Below are 22,613 nucleotides of genomic sequence, written 5' to 3'. Positions count from 1 at the left end.
CGATGCGATCAATCTGGTTTGCTTGACATTTTGATGAGCGAGTGGAGCAACACGTTGGCTCCCGCCTCGATGTCCTGCCATGCGGTCCATTCCGCCGGCGAGTGACTTTGCCCAGACTTGCTGGGGACAAAGATCATACCGACCGGGATCATTCTTCCCATGATTTGCGCGTCATGGGCAGCCCCACTGGGCATGATTTCATAATCGAGCTGCAACTTTTCGGCTTGCTGCTGGATCGTCTTCACAATCTGGTCACCACACTCGACCGGACTGATCAAACTTTTCTGCTCAAACTCGAACATCAAACTTCGACGACGCGCGATCGCTGAGAGTGCTTTGCGAAACGCATCGGCCAAATCTTCCAGGACGTCCATCGAAGTGTCGCGAACGTCCAATGCAAACTCGACCAAACCAGGAACCGTGTTTGTTGCTCCCGGCAGAATTTGGGCTTTGCCAATGGTCGCACGACTTCGGTCGCTACCGTTCTCTTCCAAAATTCGCGGAACCTCATGAGCAAAATCGGCCAATCCCATGAACGCATCGTGCCGCATGTCCATCGGCGTTGTGCCGGCATGGTTGGCTTCGCCTTTGAGTCGCACCGACCAAGTGAACAACCCCGTGATTTGGTCCACGACCCCAACTGATTTGTGCAAACGGTCCAAGACGGGCCCCTGCTCGATGTGCATTTCCAAATAGCAATGAAGACTTTCAGGATCCCTCGCCGCGTCGAGCGCCGCAACTGGATCGTATCCGTGCCGAGACATTTCTTCCTGCAGTCGAACACCGTTCATGTCCGTCATCGTCGCAATCATCTCGGGATTGATTTGCCCACAGACTGATTGCGAGCCAAACATTCCGCCGAAACGACCTTCCTCATCGCTAAAGGCGACCAATTCGATTGTCCGATCGGGCTGGACTCCAGATTCCTTCAGGCAACGAAGGCATTCCAGTCCCGCGACCACACCAAGCGTTCCGTCGAGTGCACCGGCGCATGGCACCGTGTCGATATGCGATCCGACCAACACTCGAGGCAAATCAGATGTGCCGGTCAGGGTCGCCGAAATATTTGCCGCCCCGTCGATCGAACTGGGGAGACCAGCCGTTTCAATGCGGTCGATCAACCAGCGTTTGCCAGCGATATCCGCGTCGGTGAATGCCATCCGATAAATGCCATGGTCTTCCGAATTGCGGCCGATCTGCGAGAGCTCAAGAATGTCGGCCTTGATTCGTTCCAGATTCACTTGCATGGCAATCAATCCACTGCCGGCAACGGCAGCCCTTCGACGTACTGACCGTGCAGCATGTGCAATTGCAACACGTGGTTCATGACGATGTCGTTTCGACGAGCAATCGTTCCATCGGATTCTTTCCAAGCGTCATCGATGAACTGCATCAACTTATCGTGCTGAAAGAACCCTACCGATTCAACGCGTGATGGCGTCAACCAGTGATCGATCATCTCTTGCACGGCCGCTCGCTTGACCGGATCCGTGTGTGCGGGTGGAGCCATGAAAGCAAACTTTTTGCGTTCATACAGCTCACGCGGCAACACATTGACCATGGCTTCGCGAAGCACCCATTTCTCGACGCCGTTGCGAATGCGAATGTTCGGTGGAATGGTCGTCGCGTACTCGGCAACATGATGGTCGAGGAAAGCGGGACGGGCTTCCATGCTGTTGGCCATGTCCATCCGGTCACCACCCCACGTCAGGATCTGACCTTCCAACATTGTTTTGCTCCACGTGTACTGCGACACGTCCAAGCGATGGCGTCCGCGAACTTGAGCCGGATCGATCGCTCCGGCGACTTCACCAACCGGATCGTATTCTTGCAACAAATCTGTCAACGACGAAGACAAGATCGGTTCGAATCGTTTGAGCACCAACATCCATGGCTGAATCCACGAGGGCGTGAAGCCGCACAGGTCTTGCCAAGCACTGTGTTTCAAATCTTCCTCGGCCAAAATCGCACCGGCAAAGATCCCACCTTCATCATCACGACCGAGCCAATCGCGCTTAAAGAATGGATAACCGCCGAACAGCTCATCGCTGCCTTCACCAGTGATCACGGCTTTGTAATTGCACGCACGCACGCGACGACTCATGTGCCACTTCGCGACCGCGAGCGTGTTGTAGAACGTCCGCTCGGCATGCCAAGTTGCACGCTCGAACGCAGGTCCGTACAGTTCCTTCTCGGTCAGTCGCAGCAACTCCTGCTCGGCTCCGGTACGTTCGGCCATCCGTTTGGCAATGTTTGATTCGTCGTATTCATCACTATCAAACGCAATCGTGAACGCTTTGACCGGAGACTGCTGCAACGTGTTTGCCAGCCCGAGAATGGAACAACTGTCGATCCCGCCGGACAAGTAACAACCAACCGGAACGTCCGCTTCCAAACGTGCCGCGACCGCATCGATCAAGCGATCTTGGACACCTTGGATGAACGGTTCCGGGTCTGCATTCTCGTCGTGCGACTCAGGAAATTCGAAATCCCACCATCGCTTGGTTTGCACTTCCAACGAATCGCCATTTCGCTGGACGACCAACATGTGCCCCGGTAACAACGCATCGACACCTTCAAACGCAGTTGATCCGGGCACCATCACTTGCATCATTTGGTGAACTGCGGCTTTGGGACACAGTCGCGGCTCAACATCGGGATGCTGCAGGATCGATTTGACCTCAGATCCCCAAATGAAACCATTGTCATTGACCGCATAGTAGAGCGGTTTGACACCAAAGCGATCGCGAATCAAAACGAGACGTTCCTTGCGATCATCGTAAAGCACCACGGCGAATTCACCGCGAAGGTGATCAACCATCGCCAAGTCATGCTTCAAGTACAACGGCAGCGTGATCGCGCTGTCGCTCTTTCCGTTGCACTCGTAATTCTCGCAGGCCAATGCAGTGCGAATGCGTTTGTAATCGTACAACTCGCCGTTGACCGTGACCGCGTAGTCCCCGTCATCCGTTTCGATTGGTTGATGTCCACACGCCAGTCCAATGATCGACAATCGCGTGTGCCCCATCGCCAGCCCACGTTCCTGAAAGAAACGGCTGCCGCGTTCATCGGGACCGCGGTGGTCGAGAACATCGAGCATAGGATCGAGCGCAAATCGCAATTCGCGTTCGTTGGTACGAGATGGATTCCAAAATCCGGTGATGCCACACATAAAAGGTGTTGGTATTTCGTAGAAATGGATTGAGAGAGAGGATCAAACGCCGCAGTTAGATTCCGCGGTCAGATACCGCTGATTCGGTCGGTTCGATCCAAAACGGCTGCCAAGAGTGCTTGCCGAACAAATACCGCGCCAGCCGCCTGGGCGAAGTAGAGATTGTGTTCGGTTTCATCCAAGTCCTCGCTCAGCTCCGCATTGCGAGCGAGCGGATGCATGATCACCGCACCGTCTTTGAAAGGACTGCTCGCGTCGAGACTGTAACGCGAGTCCAAATTGCGATAACTGTCGCCTAGAAATGCGATCGAATTCACGTAGACGACATCCAGTTGCGGAAGAACTTCCTGCACATCGTTGGTGATTTCGATCGGAATCGGTGACTGTTCGATCGGTTCCGTCAAATCCAGTCCAACCGGATCAGCCATTTCGCTGACCAATGTGATTTTGCTGACCGCACCGGTGAACATCAGCGACAGACGCAGAAAGCTTTTCACAGCTCGCATCGAACCGGGAGTGCCGATGATTCCAAGATGCACACGTTTTTCAGGCGGGCATTGGTCCGAGTGCAATTCTGGACGCCATTTCAACAACGCGTACCAGTCGATCAATGCCTGGGTGGGGTGATGTCCCGAACCGTTGCCAGCATTGATCAACGGTCGCTGAAGATTCTTTTGAATCTCGTCCATACTGTCCGTGTCGGGGTGTCGCATGATCACGACGTCGCCGTAGGTGTTGAACATCTCCCCGATGTCCGCCAATGATTCGCCTTTGGCAATCCCGGTGACTTGCCCATCGGGCACTGACAGGACTTTTCCATCCAGTCGTTGCACGGCGCTTTCAAACGACAACCGGGTTCGAGTGCTGGGTTCGAAGAAAGCCGTGATGGCGATCTTTCCGTCCAGCGGTTTATCCATTTCGACGTTGCGTGACTCAAGAAGTGCAGCGAGCTGCGCAACAGCCAAAACGGTCCGGCGATCGAATTGCCGCGGGTTCAAGATCGACTGCCCCGCGAGCGCCTTCAGCGCGTCACGATCAATGTTGCCGCTAAATGCATCCAGCAACGACAAAGGAGACAACTTTTGTCCCTTGGAATTTGCCGCGGATGCACTCAACGCTTCCGACACCTGTTGATTGGAAAGTGAATTCATTGGACTACCAGATTTGTTTGTCTCGTAAGTCGATCCATAAAAATCCGATCAGCACCGCTACGCCGATGACACAAAGCACCAGACTGCCAATCACAAGAAATTGTAAGAAGAAAACGGAAAACATGGATTCAGTCGTCCGCTAAAGTTGCGAATTCAAAATCGTCCGGCCAGATTTGGCAACAAACGGCAAATGTGACACCCGAGACAGCTGCACCGATCAAAGATGCGGTGAACCAACCAATTTGGAAATAGGCAACCAAACCGAGAAGGCTCCCCAGAACCATTGAAGCACACGCGGCGATGGGGCTGGCACGTCGAAAGTACAGACCACAAAGAATTGGCCAAATACAGCTGCCGACCATCGGCCCAGCGAAGAAAAGCACCGTGGCCAGGGAGCCAACATTTGGGAACGCAGCGATCCATGCGATCGCTCCGAGGCCCACGATTGCCATCGCAGATAATTTTCGCTTGGACGAGTCACTTGAGTGTCGATTGGTCACGCGTTTCTGAATCGGCTCGGCAATGTCGTTGACAATCAAATCCGACGTCGCGGCAAGCAGACTATCGATGCTGGACGCCAAAGAGCAAAATACAACAACGAAAACCAACAATGCACCGCCGGTCCCCAGCAGGGTTGCGGCCACCAACGGGCCCGCCGTATCGGGCTCACTGATTCCGATACCAAGCGCCGGTGCGGCAAGTCCGAGGAAACCTGCCACGATCGGAACAGGCAACCACAGCACACCGCCCAGAGCATAAGCCTTTGGTCCGACGCCCTCCCGCATCGCAAATGCACGACTCCACCAAACGTTGCTGTGGAAGATTTCACCGAACCCAAACAGCATGTTATTGAACAGAGCCATCAATGCAGCGGGAAAAAATGCGGATAGCAACATCGGTCGCTCGTTCTGCAGTTTCTCGTGCACCTCTTGAATTTCAACCTGAGTCAGAACGGCGATCGCGACAACTACCAAACCCACCAAGATGATCAGACTTTGAATGAAGTCCGTCCCGATCACCGCGTACATTCCACCGAACAACGTGTATGCAACACAGACCAGCACGACCACCGTCATTCCGTACTCGTACGGAATGCCTGACAAGACGTTCAAAAGCTTTCCGCCCGCCATCGACATCGAAACCAACCACGTCACCGCGTAGAACAGTGAAATGATCAGGAACGGAACCGTCCCCAACCAACCGTAGCGGCGGCGAATGAACTCGACGGCGGTGTATCCCTTTGGCATCAACTGGCGAATTCGACCGCTCATCGGAGCGAATGCAAACAACCCAAAGCTCGCCGTAGAATACGCCAGTGCACCCCAAATCCCCAGTTGCAGTGCGTACTGAGGGGCCAACATGGTTGTGTTGGAAGTGATCCAAGTCGCCACAGCAGTCGCCGTGCCCATGGCCAGCCCAACGTTTCGACCGGCAACCGCAAAACCGTCGTACGATTTGGCCTGACGTCCCCACCACCATCCCAACGCAATCCACAAGATGCCGAAGATTGCCAGCAAGATGTATCCGGATTGAGGGCTGAGGATAGCCCCGGTCACAGCCAACAACTCACCACTCATGATCGGCTTCCTTCCGTTGGTTCCTCAGATGACCGATCGTTCGGTTCGACTTCTGCATTCACCAATCGGTGCATCCATGTTCCTCGCACTATCACGATGATGACCGCCAGAAACACGATCGCACCGATGGCTAGCAACAACGTTGCCTGCCACATCGGCCAATGCAGAACCTGAACGGTCGCGGGAACCTCCGACACGGCGATTACACGTCCGTTCGCATCCAATGCTTCCACGTGATAGCGATACGTTCCGTCAGAAAGCCCTGATACGAATGCGGTTGGAAGTGTGCCTTCATAGACCACACGTTCCGCTGCACCTTTCTCGGCTTCCTCCGCGGATGATCCCGTTGCCCGCTGACCATCCAATGAATCTTCGCCGTTGAAATCGATCAATTCCGCAACGCGAAATGATCCATTGAAATCTGGCGTTCCGACTAACTCCCAAGTCAGCTGAAAATACCCTTCGTGAGAGACGATGGGCTCTTTGAGAATCTCTGGTTGAAATGCAACCGACGCGATCGATTCAAAACCATCCGACGGTTCTTGACCGGCAACAGGCGATGCCTGAATCAGAAAGATCCACCCGATGCCCATGAAAAAGGCGGAGAAAAGCGGGCGAAAAAACGAACTGCCTCCAGGGCACCAGATATTTCAATTCCGTCGGGGTGATGCGAGCAGTCCCAAGATGACTCGGCCGGTTCGCGTTGGAATGATTTGCAAACCGAAAGCCTATCAGATGGCTAGAATCGAAGAAACCGCATTGGCGTCCAACTATGCAGTGCCCACAAAAGATTTCACATCAGCCGGCCGAAGTATTCACGTTGCATGCATCCAAGATTTTGAATCACAGCAAAATTTGTCAGCATGAGTCCCGTAAACAAAAAATGGCCCGCATGAATTGCTTCATGCGGGCCAAGGTCGTGACACCAGAGAATGCTCGATAAAAAAACTTATGGCGACTGGAACATGCTGGCCTCCCAAATGAAACTGCCATTCCTCAAACGAACGCGGGGCGGAATGACATCCAGCACCTCGGCGTCACCGATCGTGTCGCCCTTGGAAACAAATTGGGTCTCGTCGCCAAAGCGGATGATCGCGCGCGTTTTCCCCACATCCGCGAATCCGAGCACCAAGTACTCAGAGGCTTTCGTGGGACGCGTCACCGTCGACGGGGCCGCTTGGTCAATGTGAAACGGATCCCTGCGATCCGGAAAAGGTGGTTCGAAAACTCTTGGTGAACTCACCGCCACGGATCCATCTTCGCCGCCACCGATGTTCAAATCGGATTGAGTCTTCCGGTCCTGCATCGCAACACGGCGAATCGTCTCAATCGACTCTGGGTCCACGCCGCAACCTGGCAGCACCACTACTTTCACGAACAGCAACACGAACGCGGCAGTCCACTTCAACCGAGTCGTTGTCGATTTGCTGACACCCTTCGACATGGTTTTGTTGCCGTGATTTCGCGTCCGTCTTGTCAAACGTTGTTCGGACATCACGGTTGCTCCATCTTGCGAACATAGACCGGCGGGTAACCCGCGAATTCTTCCGCATCTCGATGGGACGAGACGTCATTGGACAGCAGGTCGGCTCGCAAAGGTTCGTTGATGAGCGATCGAAATGTTTCCACCTTTGCGGGCATCATCCTGGATGATGCTGGGATTGCCGAAACCGATTCGCTTCGCAACCGAGGCTGAACCTGCGGAGTCCCCTGACTTCGAAGACTGGACGCATTCACGATCGCACTGGATTGGCTTGGACTGGAGAGTCGCCCTTCCATTGCCCGAGAACTGTGGTTCAGCATCGGAGCCGGCAACACGCTGGATGAGCCGTTGGGAATTGGGGTTGGAGTTTCCAGCATCATTGGCTCAGAATCGAGCATGATTGAATCCGAGATCACTCGTTCCGATTCATACAACGGCGAAATTTGGCCTGGAACCACCGGGGCGGGATTCACCAAACCGGGAAACGACAATTCCATCGGTGCGATGCCTTCGCCACCCAGCATTTGCAACTCGTCGGTGCCGCCGTTGACCCGAGGCCTTGGATGGTGATTGGGACAATTTTTGTCGTAGCAATAAGGAGTTTGCGGACAAACCGACGCGTAAGGGATCTCATCAAGTTGCCGGTTTGCAACACACATTGCTTGTCGTGAACGTTCGTTGCCATGGTCATAAGGCGAGATGATCTCGGGTTTTAAAAACACGATCAGTTCGCTTTCGCGGACTTCGGTCGAGTGGCTTCGAAACAACTTCCCGACGTACTTCAGATCACGGAGGTATGGCACACCACTGGTGCCCTCGATGATCCGTTTCTGACGCAAACCACCCAGCGTGAACATATGGCCGTTGGCGACCCGAACTGTGGTCTCTGCCGTCCGACTATCGATCACCGGATTGTTTTCAATCTCGCCAACCTTAACGCTGTATTCGGGTTGAACCTGCAATTCGATGGTGTTGTCGTTGCTGATCCGCGGTGTCACCTTCAGGATGATCCCGGCGTCTTTGAATTCGACTTGAGCGAAAACGACGTTGCTGCCTTCCGCCGGTGATGCAGCGACGATCGGAATTTGCTGAACGATTTTGATCGAGGCTTCGCGACGATCGATTGCGGTGATCGAAGGGTCAGCCAACAACTTTGCTTCATCGCTGCTGTCCAACGCTCGAAGCAAGACACTTGTGTCGAACGTATCCGTCAAGGTGCGAATGCCAAACGAACTCGCCCCGCCCGAACCAAGCGTTCCGAAAGTCACCGCTTTCTCAACGTTGCCCGCCAAGTCAGCGAGAGCCGATTCATCGGTTGTGTCCAAACGGAACCCGCGTCCCCAGTTCACGCCCAACTCTTCGAGCTCTTCCAAGCTGACGTCATAAATCAACGCCGTGATGCGCACCTGAGCACGTGGGACATCAAGTTGTTTGAACGCCTGCGATGCCAACTCCAACTGAGCTCGATTGCCTTTGATCAGAATGCGATTCTCAGCTTCGTAGACGGACACGATCGTGCCTTCTCCCAGCGCACCTTCGAGCGACTCTCTCATTTCCGAGGCTTCGGTGAATTGAGGTGTCAGGTAGATGATCTCGGTCGCCATCGCGTCATAGACGTTTGGTGACGCCGGTCGCTGAAAACCGGGCGACGTGCCATCCGAAGGATTGCTGGTGCTTTGCAGGGTGGCTTCTGGTAGCATGGCGATCAACATTTGCTGAACGCGATCGATGTTGTCTTTGCTGTCGACCACCAAAATCGCGCCACGACCGATCGGTTGAATGCGTCCGCGGTCGGACAACAACAACTGAGCCGCTGCGATTGTCGAACTCATCTCCGCCTCGTCGGCCGCTCGAAACTGCAGCGTTCGCGATTCGAAATCGGGGCTTCCCGTCCCAACTTCGTCCAGCGGCAACACAACCAAACTGTTTCCCGCCGCGATGTAACCATAGCCGGAAGAAGTCAGGATCGCGGACAAGACATCTCGAAGCGGAGCTTCTTTGAAAACGCCGGATACGTTCCCGGTGATCTTCTCGCCCGCGACGATGTTGATGTTCCAAAGATCCGACAGCAAAAACACCACTTCTTGAAGCGATGTTTTGCGGAACGTGATGCTTCCCCGCTGTGAAAGCACTTCGTCGATGGAAAGCGGAGGTCCGTCCAATTGAACTTGTGACTCGGGCCCGACCGCCAACGATGCTCCCGCGGCAGCCTTGGTTTCGACTTCGCCTGGCTTTGAATCAACCGTGATGCTCTGCGAGTCGCTTGAAACTGTGTTCGATTCTGCAGCAACCACAGAGGAACCGCTCCACGTCGTCACAAACAATGCCAACGACACCCCCACTCCGAACGTAGCGGATTGAATCATGGCAGCGAGCGCACGCCGAGCTTTCGAACGACGCGACGTCATCGGACTCACGAGCGAATCGCTCGGAGTGGTTATGACGCGTTCAGCTAGTGACGCGGAGCCTTCCTTGGCCATGCGTTGATTCCTATTGGTGAAAAGTCAGTGACACGACTTGGCGTCGGATCACTTCAGTCGCGTCGATTCAATCGCGGCGACCAGATCATCATCCTCACGAACCGAACGCTGCAGTCCATACAGCGTGATTCGCAGTTCCAACCCAATCCATTTCTCGCTTGATCCTGCAGGCTCCAATCCCAAAGTCTCAACCGTCATCAACCATTGCTGGTTCTTGATTTTCTTCATCACTTCCATGATCGCATCCAATGTCCCATCAGCGACCAGTGTCAACGAGTGCGAATGCAACTCGAAGTCTGACTCTTCGTCCATCTCGGGCAATCGTCGACTGTGTGGATCATCGTTTTGAAATGCCCACCGTCGACGTTGTCCGTCTTCAATTTCCAAACTTCGCAACGTAGCACTGCTTTGCCGAACGATGCCAATCACCGTGTCACGAACTTGCTGAATTTTGTCCGGAGTGGTCGAACGTTCCAACAACTGTTTGCGTTCGTCCTTCAACGTCGTTTCGATTCTCTGCAATCGCACATCGCGGGATTGCAACATATCGAACTCTTCTTCGAGCTTCGATAATTCTCGATGTCCCGCACGTAGCTCGCTGTATTCATCGACCAGTGGTTTTCCGATCACTATCAACACAAGGAAACTTCCAGCGGCGACGATCACCCGGGTTAGCCGGTCATTCGGTTTATTCATGGGAACTGGCCTTTCCCGTTTGCAACTCTGGACGATCCGGACGCATGCCCAATCGAATCTGGAAAACCAAACCGTCGTCATCCGCGCTGGCGTTGGTACCCAACAAAGCGACTTGGTTGATCTCTGGCACACGACGGACGTAACTGATCACGTCGTAGATATCGTTCTCTTGCGCCGTCCAACCTTCCAAGTGGATTTGGTGCTCGGCATCCAACACCATGGATCGCAATCGAGTTTGAGCTGGCAAACACTGCGCCATTTGCGTGACGATCTGATTCACATGCGGTGTGAACGTTTTGGATTCGATGGTCTGCAAATGAGTGACAAACTCTCGCATTTCTTGCACGCCTGACATTCGCACCTGCGTCTGACGCATCTGTGTTTCGACGAAGTCGCGTTGTTGACGTTGTCGTTCCGCTCGCGATCGTTCATTGGCGACCATCGTGAATCCCAACGACAACAGAACCACGGCCGCCGCGGCGGGCCAGAACGTTCCGACCACTCGCCGCACAAACGACTTGCCACGATCACGTCGGATCTCTTGCAACAAGTCAGGCTTGGGCAATTCCGGATTGGCGATCAACGGCAACACAGCCGCCGCGATGGCTACCGTATCGCTTTCAGGAATCGGAACTTCGCAGAAGATTTCGTCAGCACCTTCAATGGCGGTCGACTTGTAACGATCAATCTTCCACGGTGCGGAGTCCAGAGTGATCGCCGAAACGGACAGTTTTGAATCGTTGGCAAAACGCTTGACGACCGGCATCACTTTGTCGGGACCGCCGCCGACAAACAATTGATCCAACTGGTGGTCTGACATCCCGCGGTGACGCTGGCAAAAACGTTGCAAACGTTCCAAGTGGTGATCGATCACATCCGCGAATTCACTGCCGTCTCGGGCCGCCGCCGGACGGTAGTCCAACAGCAAGCGTCCTTCGAACGAGATTCCAACTTCCCACGATCGACCAAACGAATCGGCGATCAACACAGGTGCGTGTCGGTCCAGCCCCAGCCAACCGATCAACCGAGACAGACTGACCAGCGAAGGTTCCACCCAAGCGATCTCGATGTCGCACATGCGGAAGACTTCATAGAGATTCTGCAGACGCACTCGGTTGCCAACCGCCGTCAACGCATGCTCCATCCCCGGCCCGATCGTCTCGCGAGTGTGACCGGTGACTTTACCGCCTGGTCCCAATTGCAAATAACGAGGGATGCGTCCCGCTAACGCAGACAAGTCGCGATCAACGTCTTCGACCGTTCCCACGGAAATGCGAGTGACACAGAAGTCACCACTCAGCGACACAGCAACGGGTGCATCACCAATTTGATGGCGCTGCTTCAACGTGGTCAACGCTTCGACCATTTCAGTCCAGCGCCCACTGTTGATCCAACCGTTTGGATCCGAGCATCGAACCTGATCGACGATCATCTCATCCGCCGGTTCGTTCAATTGAACCGCATCGGTCGACTTGTTCGCAATCGCAAGCAACAACCGGTCGTCTTCGATTCGCAACGCCACGCTGCGCTCGACCGTCGATGCGAACGACGAGCGACCAAGTGGCCACCGAGGGGAACGTTCGTTCATTTTGGTTGCAGAGCGATTCATATGCTCGTGGCAACGGCATTCTTCCCTTTGCTTCTGAGGTCAAAACCCGACCAGGTAGAAAGATTCCACCCACCTTTGGTGGGCTGCCTAGATCTTGGCGGCAATACCAAACGGAACGACGGCGCCGTGTTGGCAAACTGTTACGATGGCATCAATCAATCCAATTGCTCGGCGAGCGTCCTCCAGACAACGCCGAGCACATCTATGACCGGTAAACAGGCGGGCCCCACATGCTCACTTCTCTTCTTCGCGAGTCTGCGTCTCGCCATCGATCTGTCTCTTCACGTCACTCGCGCGTCGGCATCATCGCGATGCTAATGGCGGGAATGGCGTTGAGTTTGTTGACCGCGCCAACCGCCGTCGCACAAAACGGATCGTTTTTAGAAAGCCTGTTTCGTTCGATCGCGGAAAAGAAGCTGCAAGACGAACTTTCTAAACGAGAAACGGATCGTGGCGGTCGGCCGCCTGTGCCAGCACCACGTCCCGGTGATTTTCCCGCAGGTCCGCTCGGTCCGCCGGTTCCAGGCAGTCGTCCACCGATCCAACCGGACCGACCTCGCGACGATCGGCGTCCTGATCGACCTCAAACGATCCGCACAAATTCGCGAGAGGTCGGGCAATTCGCCGAACTGCTGATTCAAATGGACCGCGAACTGGCATCGCTCAAGGACGAACTGCAGGATCTGTCACGGCGTGACGCGGGTATCCGCGCGTTGTTGCCGGAGACCTATCAAGTCCAAGCACTCGCACGCACGGTGCTGCATCAATGCGATGGCGCCAATTCGCTTTCGCCGCTTCGCGATTCGTATCGCAGTTTGGATCAACGTTGGCGAGAGCTTTCGTTTCAAGTTCGATCGGTTCCCAATCGATCCGATAGGCTGCGTTCCATCGTCGCCAACTGTGATCAAACCGGCCGCAAACTTTCGCGTTTGATGAAGATTGAACCTCAATTCGATCGCCATGGTTTGCACGATCAGATGATCATTGCCGCGACTTATATGCAAGCGTTGCTCGACGATGTCGAGACCGCTCGTGTTCCATCCGATCAAGCCCGTGACTTGGTTCATCGAGGCCGGTTGCTGCGGGAGGTCATCTTGGAGGAAGCCGACCGGGTCGAATCAGTTCAGTACGACGAGATTGTCAGCCGCTTCACAGATTTTGTCGCACGTTGGCAAGCCTACGCGAGCGAACTGGCAACACTTCGCGATCCGGTTCTGGATCGTCGACTTGCTCGAATCGCCCAATGCGGTGACCAAACCTATGCGTTGTTGTGGATGCCTCCGCCACCTCGTCCAACGCCGCTTCCTGGTCCCGGCTATCCTTCGCCCGGTTTCCCCGGTCCCATCTATCCAGGCACTGGATTTCCCGGTGGCGGTTCGAATCAAGGTGAGTTGTCACCTCGAACGCGGCAAACGTTGATGTCCGACGCCGCGTCTTTGGAAGGCTCCGCCGAATACTTCCGAGCCGACCTGAAACGATACGCCCGCTACCTGACTCCCGATTCGTATGAACGCGACGTGCTTCGCGGAACCGACCGGTTGTATGAGCTCGCCAAAAAGCTGCACGAGGACCTGGATCGACGTCAGCCGCTGGATCGATTGCAACGCACCGCGGCGGAGTTGGCAGAGGTTTGGGAATCGCTTTCCGACGAGATCGGTCACATTGATTCGCATGGGTTGACCGGTCGCCGAGCAGATTCAATCCAACAACGCTTTGAGCAAATGCTGCCGATGGTGGGCTCCTTGTCCGCTTCGCTGCTACCCACTCGGTAAGTCGCCATCAACCAGCCTCGCCTCTTTCTATCTCGCCAAACAACAGCGCAACTCGCCCATGAGCAATCGTTCCGTCCGCTGCCCGCAGTGCAAAACGACCGCCAGTGTTCCGCCGTCGGTGGTGACCGCTCGATGCCCATCGTGCGGCCATGTTTTCAGTGTGGAGTCGGCTCAAGCCGTGGCGGAACCGCAGGCGACAACGGCGAAATCGCGGAAGAAAAAGTCTTCTTCGCCGGCTGGTGACATCAATGTGCCACTGCTCGCCGGGGTCCTAGTCGGAATTTTGGTTTTCGGGATGATCGGCGTGCTGGCAGTCATGTTCATGGGCGGATCTGATTCTTCCGCGTCATCGGACACCGGCGATGCACTGACATCCGACGTGGCATCTGCGGAAGACGACAAGCCCGTCCTCGTCGTGCTCAGCGAAGAGGAACTTGCGGCGCTGCCGATCGCAAGCGTTCCTGAAAACACGCGTCGTGCGATCTACGACCAAATTCGCGACTCGGCACGAACCACCGTCGAGGCCCCGCTGCTGGTTCCCGATGGCAATTCAATGCGTTCGTCACTGGAAAAAAGCCAGCAAGCCATTCATGACAACTCGATGCGTCAATTGGCGGCTTTACACGATATTTCGATGGACGACATCGCGTTGATCACCGCCGAAGGCGACGCGAAAAACTGGGACCCGAGCCCGCGGAGTCATGCCCGTCGCAATGGCGAGCGACTCTATCCTGAAGAACGCAGTCGCGGTTGGAAGGGCAAGAGCAAAGGCAACTGACAATCGCACCGCTCGTGTTTCACGACTTGTCTTTCACGCCTCTTTGAACTCGCATCTTAAAAGACCGTGAATACACTGAGCGTGGATCGACAGAACGTCATCAGGAAAACGTTTCGGCGGAACGTTCCTGGGTGGCCACTCCCTCAACGGATTCTCAGCACCACGGATTGATGGCCAAACGCAAACCGGATCTCGATTCTCTCTCCGACGAGCAATTGCTCGATCTTCGGATGTGTGACCTGGGTGTCACGATTGCGAATTCGCCGCTGAAGAAGCGCATCGAGCAACTCAATGCCGAGCTCGCCGACCGCGATCTGCGATTCACTCCGCACTGTTGGTTAAGTGAAGATTGGTTTTCACCCGATGAAATCCCTGGGATCGCCATTCCGTTTTATTTGGCACATCCCCGGCTCATGCGACTGGAACGAAAGCAGTTGCTGGAGGTCGAAGGTGGCACTCACGAATGGTGCATGAAGATTTTGCGGCACGAAGCCGGTCATGCAATCGATACCGCGTTTCGATTGCGACGCAAGGCGATCTATCGCAACACATTCGGCAAAACCTCGCTGCCTTACCCAGAATACTATCAGCCCAAGCCGTCCAGCCGCGACTACGTTTTGCACCTCGACATGTGGTACGCTCAAGTCCACCCGCTGGAGGATTTCGCCGAAACATTCGCGGTTTGGTTGCGGCCCGGTTCGCGTTGGCGAACTCGCTACAAAGATTGGCCAGCGATCGAGAAGTTGAAGATGGTGAACGAACTCATGACGTCGCTTCAGGGCAAAAAGCCTCGCGTGCAATGCCGAGCGACCCTGGATCCAATCAGTCGCATTCGCAAGACACTGCGAACGCACTACGAACGCAAACGCCAGCATTACGGGCTGGATCTACCCAGCGTCTACGACAACGATCTGCGTCGATTGTTCTCTTCCGATGACGCCCACCGCCGCAACGTTACCGCGGCCGCCTTCCTCAGCCGCATCCGCACGGAGTTGCGTGGATCAGTCGCCAAATGGACCGGCGAATACGCTTACACGATCGATCAGGTCATCCAGGAAATGATCGAACGTTGTCGCGAATTGCAGCTTCGCCTGGGTGCTTCCCCGGAAGAAACCAAACGCGATGCCATGATCCTGGTCGCCGTCCGCACGACCAACTTCCTTCACGAAGGAGGCCATCGTGCAGCGGTCTAAAGCAACGAACGGGCGACGTGCGACATCCGTTGGCGTCCACCGTGGAGGCAACCAGTCATGAGCAAATTGCGTGTGCTGGTTTTGGTCCGAGAAGGCAACGTTCCACCGGATACCCTGGAAGGATTCACCGACAAAGAATCTGACCCGTGGAAGGCGGAATATGATGTCTGTGAAACCCTTCGCGGACTCGGGCATGAGGTTCTACCGCTGGGGATCTTTGATGACCTGGCTCCCATTCGTGCGGCCCTGCAGAACTTTCAACCCAACATCACCTACATGTTGCTGGAAGAGTTCTACGGTGTGGTCACCTACGATTTCGCGGTGATCAGCTATCTCGAATTGATGCAGCAACCCTACAGCGGATGCAACCCGCGGGGATTGATGCTCAGCAAAGACAAGGCGTTGTCGAAAAAACTGCTGATGTATCACCGAATCGCCACGCCGCGTTTCGCAGTTTTTCCGAATGGCCGCGCGGTGCGTCGTCCGAAAAAACTCGAATTCCCGTTGTTTGTCAAATCAACCATCGAGGACGCTTCGTTCGGTATCGCTCAAGCCTCGATCGTTCACAACGACGAAGCACTCGCCGAACGAGTCACCTTCTTGCACGAGAAGACGGGCGGCGACGTGATTGTCGAGCAATACATCGAGGGTCGCGAATTGTATGTCGGCGTGATGGGCAACACTCGATTGGTGACCTTTCCCGCTTGGGAAATGGACTTTGGCAAAATGCCCGATGAGTCGGCTCGAATCGCGACCAGCCGAGTCAAATGGGACCGCAAATACCAAGAAAAACACGACATCACCTGTCATGCCGCCGAAGGTTTGACCGAGGTCCAGCAAAAGCACATCGCCAAGCTTTGCAAACGGGTGTACCGAGCGCTTCACATGAGTGGCTACGCTCGCATGGATTTGCGGATGACTGCCACGGGCGAAGTTTACGTGATCGAAGCCAATGCGAACCCCAACATCGAATACGGGGAAGACTTCGCTGAATCTGCCGAAGCCGCCGGGATTCCCTACGAATCGTTGATTCAACGCATTCTCAACCTTGGATTGAGCTACCGAGCCGCTTGGATGGGGTGAGCTTCTCAGCTCAATCCATGGGCAATGCGTTCATCAAGAATCGCCCCGAGGCAACCCATCCATCGCCGAACTGGCGATGAATAAATCCCCGGCGATTCTTTCCAATCTTGCCTAACCAGACTCTCGTTTGTGGTGATGAATTTCGGTGCCAATTGTTCCGATGGGAACCATTGGATGGATCGGTCACCGCCAACGCACGTCGCCAGACGAGCCAAGCTAGGAAGGGTCTCAGGCAATGCCTTTGAAGAAGCTGTGGAATTCGCTGCGTGGAGTCACTCCTCAATCAAAGGTGACTCCCGAGGCTGCCCCTGCGACCACGTCGCCGGGTGTTACCCAACCCGAGCCTGTTGCTCGAAAGAAATCGGCCGGCAAACCCGCCGCGAAGGCGACGGTGGCTGCTTCCAAACCAGCCGTCGCGCCGCAGACGAGCGTTCCTGCACCCGTTGCGAAAGCCAAACCGGCCGCACCGGCACGCGGCGTTTTGTCGATGCTGTCGCGAGGCGAGCACGATGCGTTGGTCAAAAGACTAACCAAGCTGCAGCCATCCAGCATCTTAGAAATTGGTGTCGGCGACGGATCGAGAACGCCGGCGGTCGTGCACGCATTGGCCGAAACCAATCCGGCACTCAAGTATGCCGTGATCGATCAATTCGAGATGGTTGGCGGCACAGTCAAACTGCGTGACTTCCACGGCCAATTGGCGGGACTCGCGATTCGTCCTTCCATCGTTCCCGAAACCGCCGCTCGCGGCGTCGTGACGGTGTTGCATCGCTTGGGCATGATGGACGCGATCATTCTCGATCCATCACTTGATGCCGAAACGTTGGCGGAACTCGATAGCGTGCTGAGCAAGGTCTCGTACGCCGACACGATGATCCTGCGTCAAACCAATGGCAAATGGCAATCCACTGCGTCGAACTCAACGACGCTTCGCGCCACTCGCCGAGCCGCCTGATCGGGCCCAGCCCAGGCATTTGACGCACTTCTTCCCCGTACGATGGACTTCCAAGTCCGTCGGCATGATCCCAAAGCGGCAACAACCGCTTTGGCAATGAACGCTGACGAATCGTCTTCACCACGAACCGGTCATCTCGTCAGCGCGGCATCGTCAACGGTTGGGTTCTTGGTCTGGCCTGGTTGCGTTCGAGCGGCCTGGTCAAATTCGTTGGCCCACCATTCGACCGATTTAGCCTGGGTCCATCGCCCCGCTTCTGGCAAGGACTCCAGTGCAGCGGTGCACTCGGCAACCGTTTGAAATCGCTTCGATGCGGAACGATCCAAGCACCGCATCAAGATGTCTTGCAATGCCGCCGGCAATCGCTGTTGCAACCGATCCTCCGGACGTGGTGGGTTTTGCTCGAGCTGTTTCAAACACAGATCGATCACCGAGTCGCCTTCGAAGATCGGGCGCCCCGTCAACAACGCGTATCCGACTGACCCGATCGAATAGATGTCTGCACGAGGTGAAGCGGCCGCGGGATCTCGAATGGTTTCGGGCGCCATGTAAAGCGGTGTTCCCGTCATCGAATCAGCACGCGTCACACCTTCTTGAAGCGTCAGATTCGAGTCACCACCGATGTCTTTGACCAACCCAAAGTCCAGCACCTTGATGTGGTCCCAAAGACCACCGTGGGCACTGACCAAGATGTTGGCCGGCTTGATATCCCGGTGAATCAAACCAGTGCTGTGGGCTTCCGAGATCGACCCGCAAATCTGCAACAAAAAGTGCACGGTACGCTCAGGCGTTTGAGGCCCGTAGTAGTCAATCAATTGCTGAAGCGAGACGCCATCGATGTATTCCATCACATAGTAGAACGTTTCTTCGGGATCCACTTCCTCGCCGAGTCGCGAATTGCCGACTTGCGATTCGCCGGTTGCCGCACTGCACTGACCAAAGTCATAAATTGCGATTGTGTTGGGATGTCTCAGCGTCGACGTCAATTGAACTTCGCGATGAAACCGTGCGACCGATCGTGTTGACAATCGCTCGCCCTCCAGCACCTTGATCGCGACGTCGCGACGCAAGTATTCATGCTGTCCGCGATAGACCGATCCCATTCCACCGACGCCCAGCAATTCCAAAATCCGATATTGGCCAATTCGGCGACCATCGCTTTCTTCTTCCGCCATCCGTTGTTTGCGAATTGCACGGTGTCGCGAATACGCGATCAAACTCAGCGCAATTCCGGATAAAGTCACAACACCGGCGAGAGTCGCAATGAGGACGCGGCGAAGAATGGTTGCCGGTTGATACGCTTCGGCAACGTCGATCTCGGTCGCGACGGCCATGTCGAAATCCGGCAACCACTTCCACGCTCCAACCACCATCGCACCGCGATAGTTGCGATACCCTTCCAACTCCATTCCGTCCGCACGGCGAATCGCCTGGTCGGCCATCCGAGTCAGAGGCAACTCCTGCGATGGAATCGCGATCACTTCATTGGCCAAAATATCGGACCCCGGATCACGCATCTGATAGTTCAGCACGCTGTGTTCGGGAAATCCCTTCTCGGCCAACTGAATCTCAAAACGACTGGTCGACAGCATCCGGCCACGACCATCAATCGCGTACGACTCATCCGTTTCGCCCGACTGCGTGATCTTCAACAAATCGCTGAATCGATCGTCGGCTTCCATCACCCAACCAAACGCGCCGAAGCATTGGTTGCGGTCCATCAAGGGTGTCATCGACACCATGATCACGGTCTCGTTTTCAGTGCCGCTGATACGTTGTGGCATTGCCAGGGTCGATTTTCCGCCGATCAACCGCTCGTGATTGAGTTTCGAATACTCGACCTTCAAACCGATGATCGAATCACGACTGCTGCCCAAGACGAGTCCGTCGCGATTCATGATCAACCACGGAACCGTCCCAATCAATTCGGGAATCATCGCGCGAAGTTCGTGCTGAATCGATTCACGTTCATACGGAGTCGGTTGGTCGTCACCACGCAACAACTGCAAACTGAGTTGTCGGACTCGTTCGTCCCGAGAGTAACGTTCTGATTCGCGTTGCAGATCAGAAAACATCATCTCCAACGAGTGCACGTTGGCCGCCAAAACAGACTGCAATGAATGAGCAACCAAGTTCTCGGTCGCACGTTGAATCGCGGACGCCAAAATTGCCCCCGCCATGCAGGCGGTCACCAAAACCACCAGGACGGAGATTCCTGTCGCCACACGCCGCCGCGTGAACCAGGGAACGGGCCGCATCGAATGCCGCAAACCAGTGTTGGAAAGTCCGCCAGACACGTCATCCGGATCGAGAACGGGAAACAGCCCATCGACTCCGATCGTTTGCGGGTGGCTCATTCTGTTGGCCAAGCGATCATCCGCGTGCCGATCGATCGACGACTTGCCAATCGAATTGGGCGTGTCGGCACGTTGCGGGTCACCTGGCATGGAGCATGCATCGGTTCGCCGGGGAACCGATCTCAACAGATCAAAGAACTAGGGGTCGGGAACCCACCACTCTAGTCTTCCTCACGCAGTTTCGCGAGCGAGGAAAGGTCTTCCAGCGTCGATGTGTCGCCCACCAATTCGCGTCCCGCGGCAACATCTCGCAGCAATCGCCGCATGATTTTGCCACTTCGGGTCTTGGGAAGCGCCGCCGTGAAGCGAATGTCATCGGGCTGAGCCAACGCGCCGATCTGCTTTCGCACGTGCTGCTTCAACTCGTTTCGGAATTCGTCGTCGTGCCCGCGGTCATTGGAAGTGACAAATGCCGCGATGGCTTGTCCCTTCAAATCATGCGGACGTCCCACAACGGCGGCTTCGCATACATCGGGGTGAGAAACCAACGCGGACTCCACCTCGATCGTGCTCAAGCGGTGGCCGGAAACATTGATCACATCGTCGATGCGTCCCATGATCCAGTAATAGCCATCGGTATCGCAGCGAGCGTTGTCACCCGTCAGATACTTGTCCGGCACGTCAGACCAATACTGTTCAACGAAGCGTTCTTCATCGCCGTAGATCCCACGTAACATTCCGGGCCAGGGTTGCGAAATACAAAGTTTTCCGCCGTGCTCACTGTCCACCGAGTTGCCAAGTTCGTCGACAATGCTGGGCACCACGCCAGGCAATGGACGGGTGCAAGATCCCGGTTTCGTAGGCGTGATCCCTGGCAGGGGACTCATCATGATGCCGCCCGTTTCGGTTTGCCACCACGTGTCGACGATCGGACATTTCTCGCCACCGATCTTTTTGTGGTACCACATCCAAGCTTCTGGATTGATGCCTTCGCCGACACTTCCTAGCAATCGCAGACTCGACAAATCATGCTTGTCGACATGTTCGTCGCCCCATTTGATGAACGCTCGAACGGCGGTCGGAGCGGTGTAAAGAATGCTGACCTTGTGACGCTCGACGATGTCCCAAAAACGATCTTCGGCGGGGAAGTTCGGCGCCCCTTCGTACATCAAACACGTCGCGCCAGCCGACAAAGGTCCGTACACAACATAGCTGTGACCGGTGATCCAACCGCAATCTGCCGTGCACCAATAAACATCGCCTTCGCGATGATCGAACACCCACTCAAAGGTCCGTTTAGCCCACAAGTTGTATCCCGCGGTGGTGTGCAGAATGCCCTTTGGTTTGCCGGTGCTGCCGGAGGTGTAGAGGATGAACAACGGCGTTTCACTGTCGAGTGGCTTGGCCGCCATCTCGCCAGGTTGGTTTTCAACGACATCATGCCACCAAACGTCGCGACCTTCCTGCATCGGTGCATCATCCCCGGTTCGGCGAAGCACCAAGCACTTTTCAACCGTTGGTGACTTTTCGAGTGCTTCGTCCACGGTCGCTTTCAACGGCAGCACTTTGCCGCGGCGATACAGACCGTCGGAAGTGATGACCAACTTGGCCGATGCGTCATTGTTCCGCTCCGCAATCGATTCTGCGCTGAATCCCGCGAAAATCACCGAGTGAATCGCACCGATTCGAGCACACGCCAGCATCGCGACGGCGAGTTCAGGTGTCATCGGCATGTAGATGCTCACGACGTCGCCGACACCAATGCCCAACTGCGTCAATCCTTCGGCACACTTGGCGACTTCGGTTTGCAATTCGGCATACGTCAACGTCCGCTGGTCGCGTGGCTGACCGTCTTCGACCGGTTCGCCTTCCCAAATAATCGCGGTCCGATCACCACGACCGGCTGCCACGTGAGCGTCGACGCTGTTGTAGCACGCGTTGGTTTTGCCGTTCACAAACCATTTCGCGTGAGGCGGCTGCCAATCGCATACGGTGCCAAACGGTTCGAACCAATGCAGATGTTCCAGAGCCTCCGCCCGCCAGAACTCATCTGGATTTTCGCGAGCTGCGGTGGCCAGCTTTTCGTACTGTTCTTCCGTCGAGATCACCGCCTTGGACGTAAACTCGGCCGACGGGTGAAACAGACGGTCTTCCACCAACACGTGATCGATTGATCCCGACGCATTTGAGGATTCGGGTTGGTTGGAACTGGATTCAGACGCGGACGCGGTGGGCATGGGTCAGGATGGGGGCAATCGAGGAGCGGGGAGGGAAACACGTCAGCCCTTAGCTTAATGGGAATCGCTTCCGTTGTGGTGGAGGCGATCCAGAACCAATTCGCTACGATACACAGTTCATCCTTTTGCT

Annotated in this window: 16 protein-coding genes; 5 read left to right on the top strand and 11 right to left on the bottom strand. The window is 55.4% G+C overall.

Annotation, left to right across the window (positions count from 1 at the left end):
• Positions 1-8 precede the first annotated feature (8 nt).
• From RB_RS27605 to RB_RS27560, 9 genes are all read right to left on the bottom strand, one after another.
• Positions 9-1,247: a Zn-dependent hydrolase gene (locus tag RB_RS27605; protein ID WP_164922632.1), complete on the bottom strand. Its 1,239-nt coding sequence runs from the start codon at positions 1,245-1,247 to the stop codon at positions 9-11.
• Positions 1,248-1,252: 5 nt separating this feature from the next.
• The gene (asnB, locus tag RB_RS27600; protein WP_011124141.1) at positions 1,253-3,172 is read right to left on the bottom strand and encodes an asparagine synthase (glutamine-hydrolyzing); all 1,920 of its coding nucleotides are present in this window, start codon (positions 3,170-3,172) and stop codon (positions 1,253-1,255) included.
• 68 nt (positions 3,173-3,240) lie between these two features.
• The gene (locus tag RB_RS27595; RefSeq protein WP_007329097.1) at positions 3,241-4,323 is read right to left on the bottom strand and encodes an aspartate/ornithine carbamoyltransferase family protein; all 1,083 of its coding nucleotides are present in this window, start codon (positions 4,321-4,323) and stop codon (positions 3,241-3,243) included.
• A 128-nt stretch (positions 4,324-4,451) separates the two neighbouring features.
• Positions 4,452-5,900, bottom strand: coding sequence for a sodium:solute symporter family protein (locus RB_RS27590; protein ID WP_011124139.1), 1,449 nt, complete (start codon positions 5,898-5,900; stop codon positions 4,452-4,454).
• Positions 5,897-6,493 (bottom strand): hypothetical protein, encoded by a 597-nt coding sequence (locus RB_RS27585; protein ID WP_011124138.1) that lies wholly within the window; start codon positions 6,491-6,493, stop codon positions 5,897-5,899. Before RB_RS27585 ends, RB_RS27590 begins: the two co-directional genes overlap by 4 nt.
• A gap of 356 nt (positions 6,494-6,849) precedes the next feature.
• Positions 6,850-7,395, bottom strand: a complete 546-nt coding sequence (locus RB_RS27575; RefSeq protein ID WP_164922631.1) for a hypothetical protein — start codon at positions 7,393-7,395, stop codon at positions 6,850-6,852.
• Positions 7,395-9,863 (bottom strand): type II secretion system protein GspD, encoded by a 2,469-nt coding sequence (locus RB_RS27570; RefSeq protein ID WP_011124136.1) that lies wholly within the window; start codon positions 9,861-9,863, stop codon positions 7,395-7,397. The genes RB_RS27575 and RB_RS27570 overlap by 1 nt, the downstream gene beginning before the upstream one ends.
• Before the next feature lie 48 nt (positions 9,864-9,911).
• The gene (locus RB_RS27565) at positions 9,912-10,559 is read right to left on the bottom strand and encodes a hypothetical protein (RefSeq protein WP_011124135.1); all 648 of its coding nucleotides are present in this window, start codon (positions 10,557-10,559) and stop codon (positions 9,912-9,914) included.
• A complete protein-coding gene (locus RB_RS27560) occupies positions 10,552-12,168 on the bottom strand; it encodes a hypothetical protein (protein WP_011124134.1) in 1,617 nt (538 codons plus the stop codon). The genes RB_RS27565 and RB_RS27560 overlap by 8 nt, the downstream gene beginning before the upstream one ends.
• Positions 12,169-12,485: 317 nt before the next feature.
• Between RB_RS27560 and RB_RS27550 the strand changes: the two genes are divergently transcribed.
• The 5 genes from RB_RS27550 to RB_RS27530 all read left to right on the top strand — a co-directional run bounded on the left by RB_RS27550 (position 12,486) and on the right by RB_RS27530 (position 17,949).
• A complete protein-coding gene (locus tag RB_RS27550; RefSeq protein ID WP_164923076.1) occupies positions 12,486-13,940 on the top strand; it encodes a hypothetical protein in 1,455 nt (484 codons plus the stop codon).
• A gap of 58 nt (positions 13,941-13,998) precedes the next feature.
• Positions 13,999-14,718: a zinc ribbon domain-containing protein gene (locus tag RB_RS27545; RefSeq protein ID WP_011124131.1), complete on the top strand. Its 720-nt coding sequence runs from the start codon at positions 13,999-14,001 to the stop codon at positions 14,716-14,718.
• A 131-nt stretch (positions 14,719-14,849) separates the two neighbouring features.
• The gene (locus RB_RS27540; RefSeq protein ID WP_011124130.1) at positions 14,850-15,911 is read left to right on the top strand and encodes a putative zinc-binding metallopeptidase; all 1,062 of its coding nucleotides are present in this window, start codon (positions 14,850-14,852) and stop codon (positions 15,909-15,911) included.
• A 57-nt stretch (positions 15,912-15,968) separates the two neighbouring features.
• Positions 15,969-16,994, top strand: a complete 1,026-nt coding sequence (locus tag RB_RS27535) for a D-alanine--D-alanine ligase family protein (RefSeq protein WP_007327978.1) — start codon at positions 15,969-15,971, stop codon at positions 16,992-16,994.
• Positions 16,995-17,229: 235 nt separating this feature from the next.
• Positions 17,230-17,949 (top strand): hypothetical protein, encoded by a 720-nt coding sequence (locus tag RB_RS27530; protein ID WP_011124129.1) that lies wholly within the window; start codon positions 17,230-17,232, stop codon positions 17,947-17,949.
• A 131-nt stretch (positions 17,950-18,080) separates the two neighbouring features.
• Here RB_RS27530 and RB_RS27525 read toward each other — a convergent pair whose 3' ends face one another.
• Together RB_RS27525 and acs are read right to left on the bottom strand one after the other, a co-directional pair.
• On the bottom strand, positions 18,081-20,396 hold the full coding sequence (locus tag RB_RS27525; RefSeq protein ID WP_164922629.1) for a serine/threonine protein kinase: 2,316 nt from the start codon (positions 20,394-20,396) through the stop codon (positions 18,081-18,083).
• A 71-nt stretch (positions 20,397-20,467) separates the two neighbouring features.
• A complete protein-coding gene (acs, locus tag RB_RS27520) occupies positions 20,468-22,483 on the bottom strand; it encodes an acetate--CoA ligase (protein ID WP_011124127.1) in 2,016 nt (671 codons plus the stop codon).
• Positions 22,484-22,613 lie beyond the last annotated feature (130 nt).

Source organism: Rhodopirellula baltica SH 1 (genome assembly GCF_000196115.1).
Taxonomy (GTDB): domain Bacteria; phylum Planctomycetota; class Planctomycetia; order Pirellulales; family Pirellulaceae; genus Rhodopirellula; species Rhodopirellula baltica.
The sequence above is the reverse complement of the archived record's forward strand: the minus strand, read 5'-3'. Positions and strand labels throughout refer to the sequence as shown.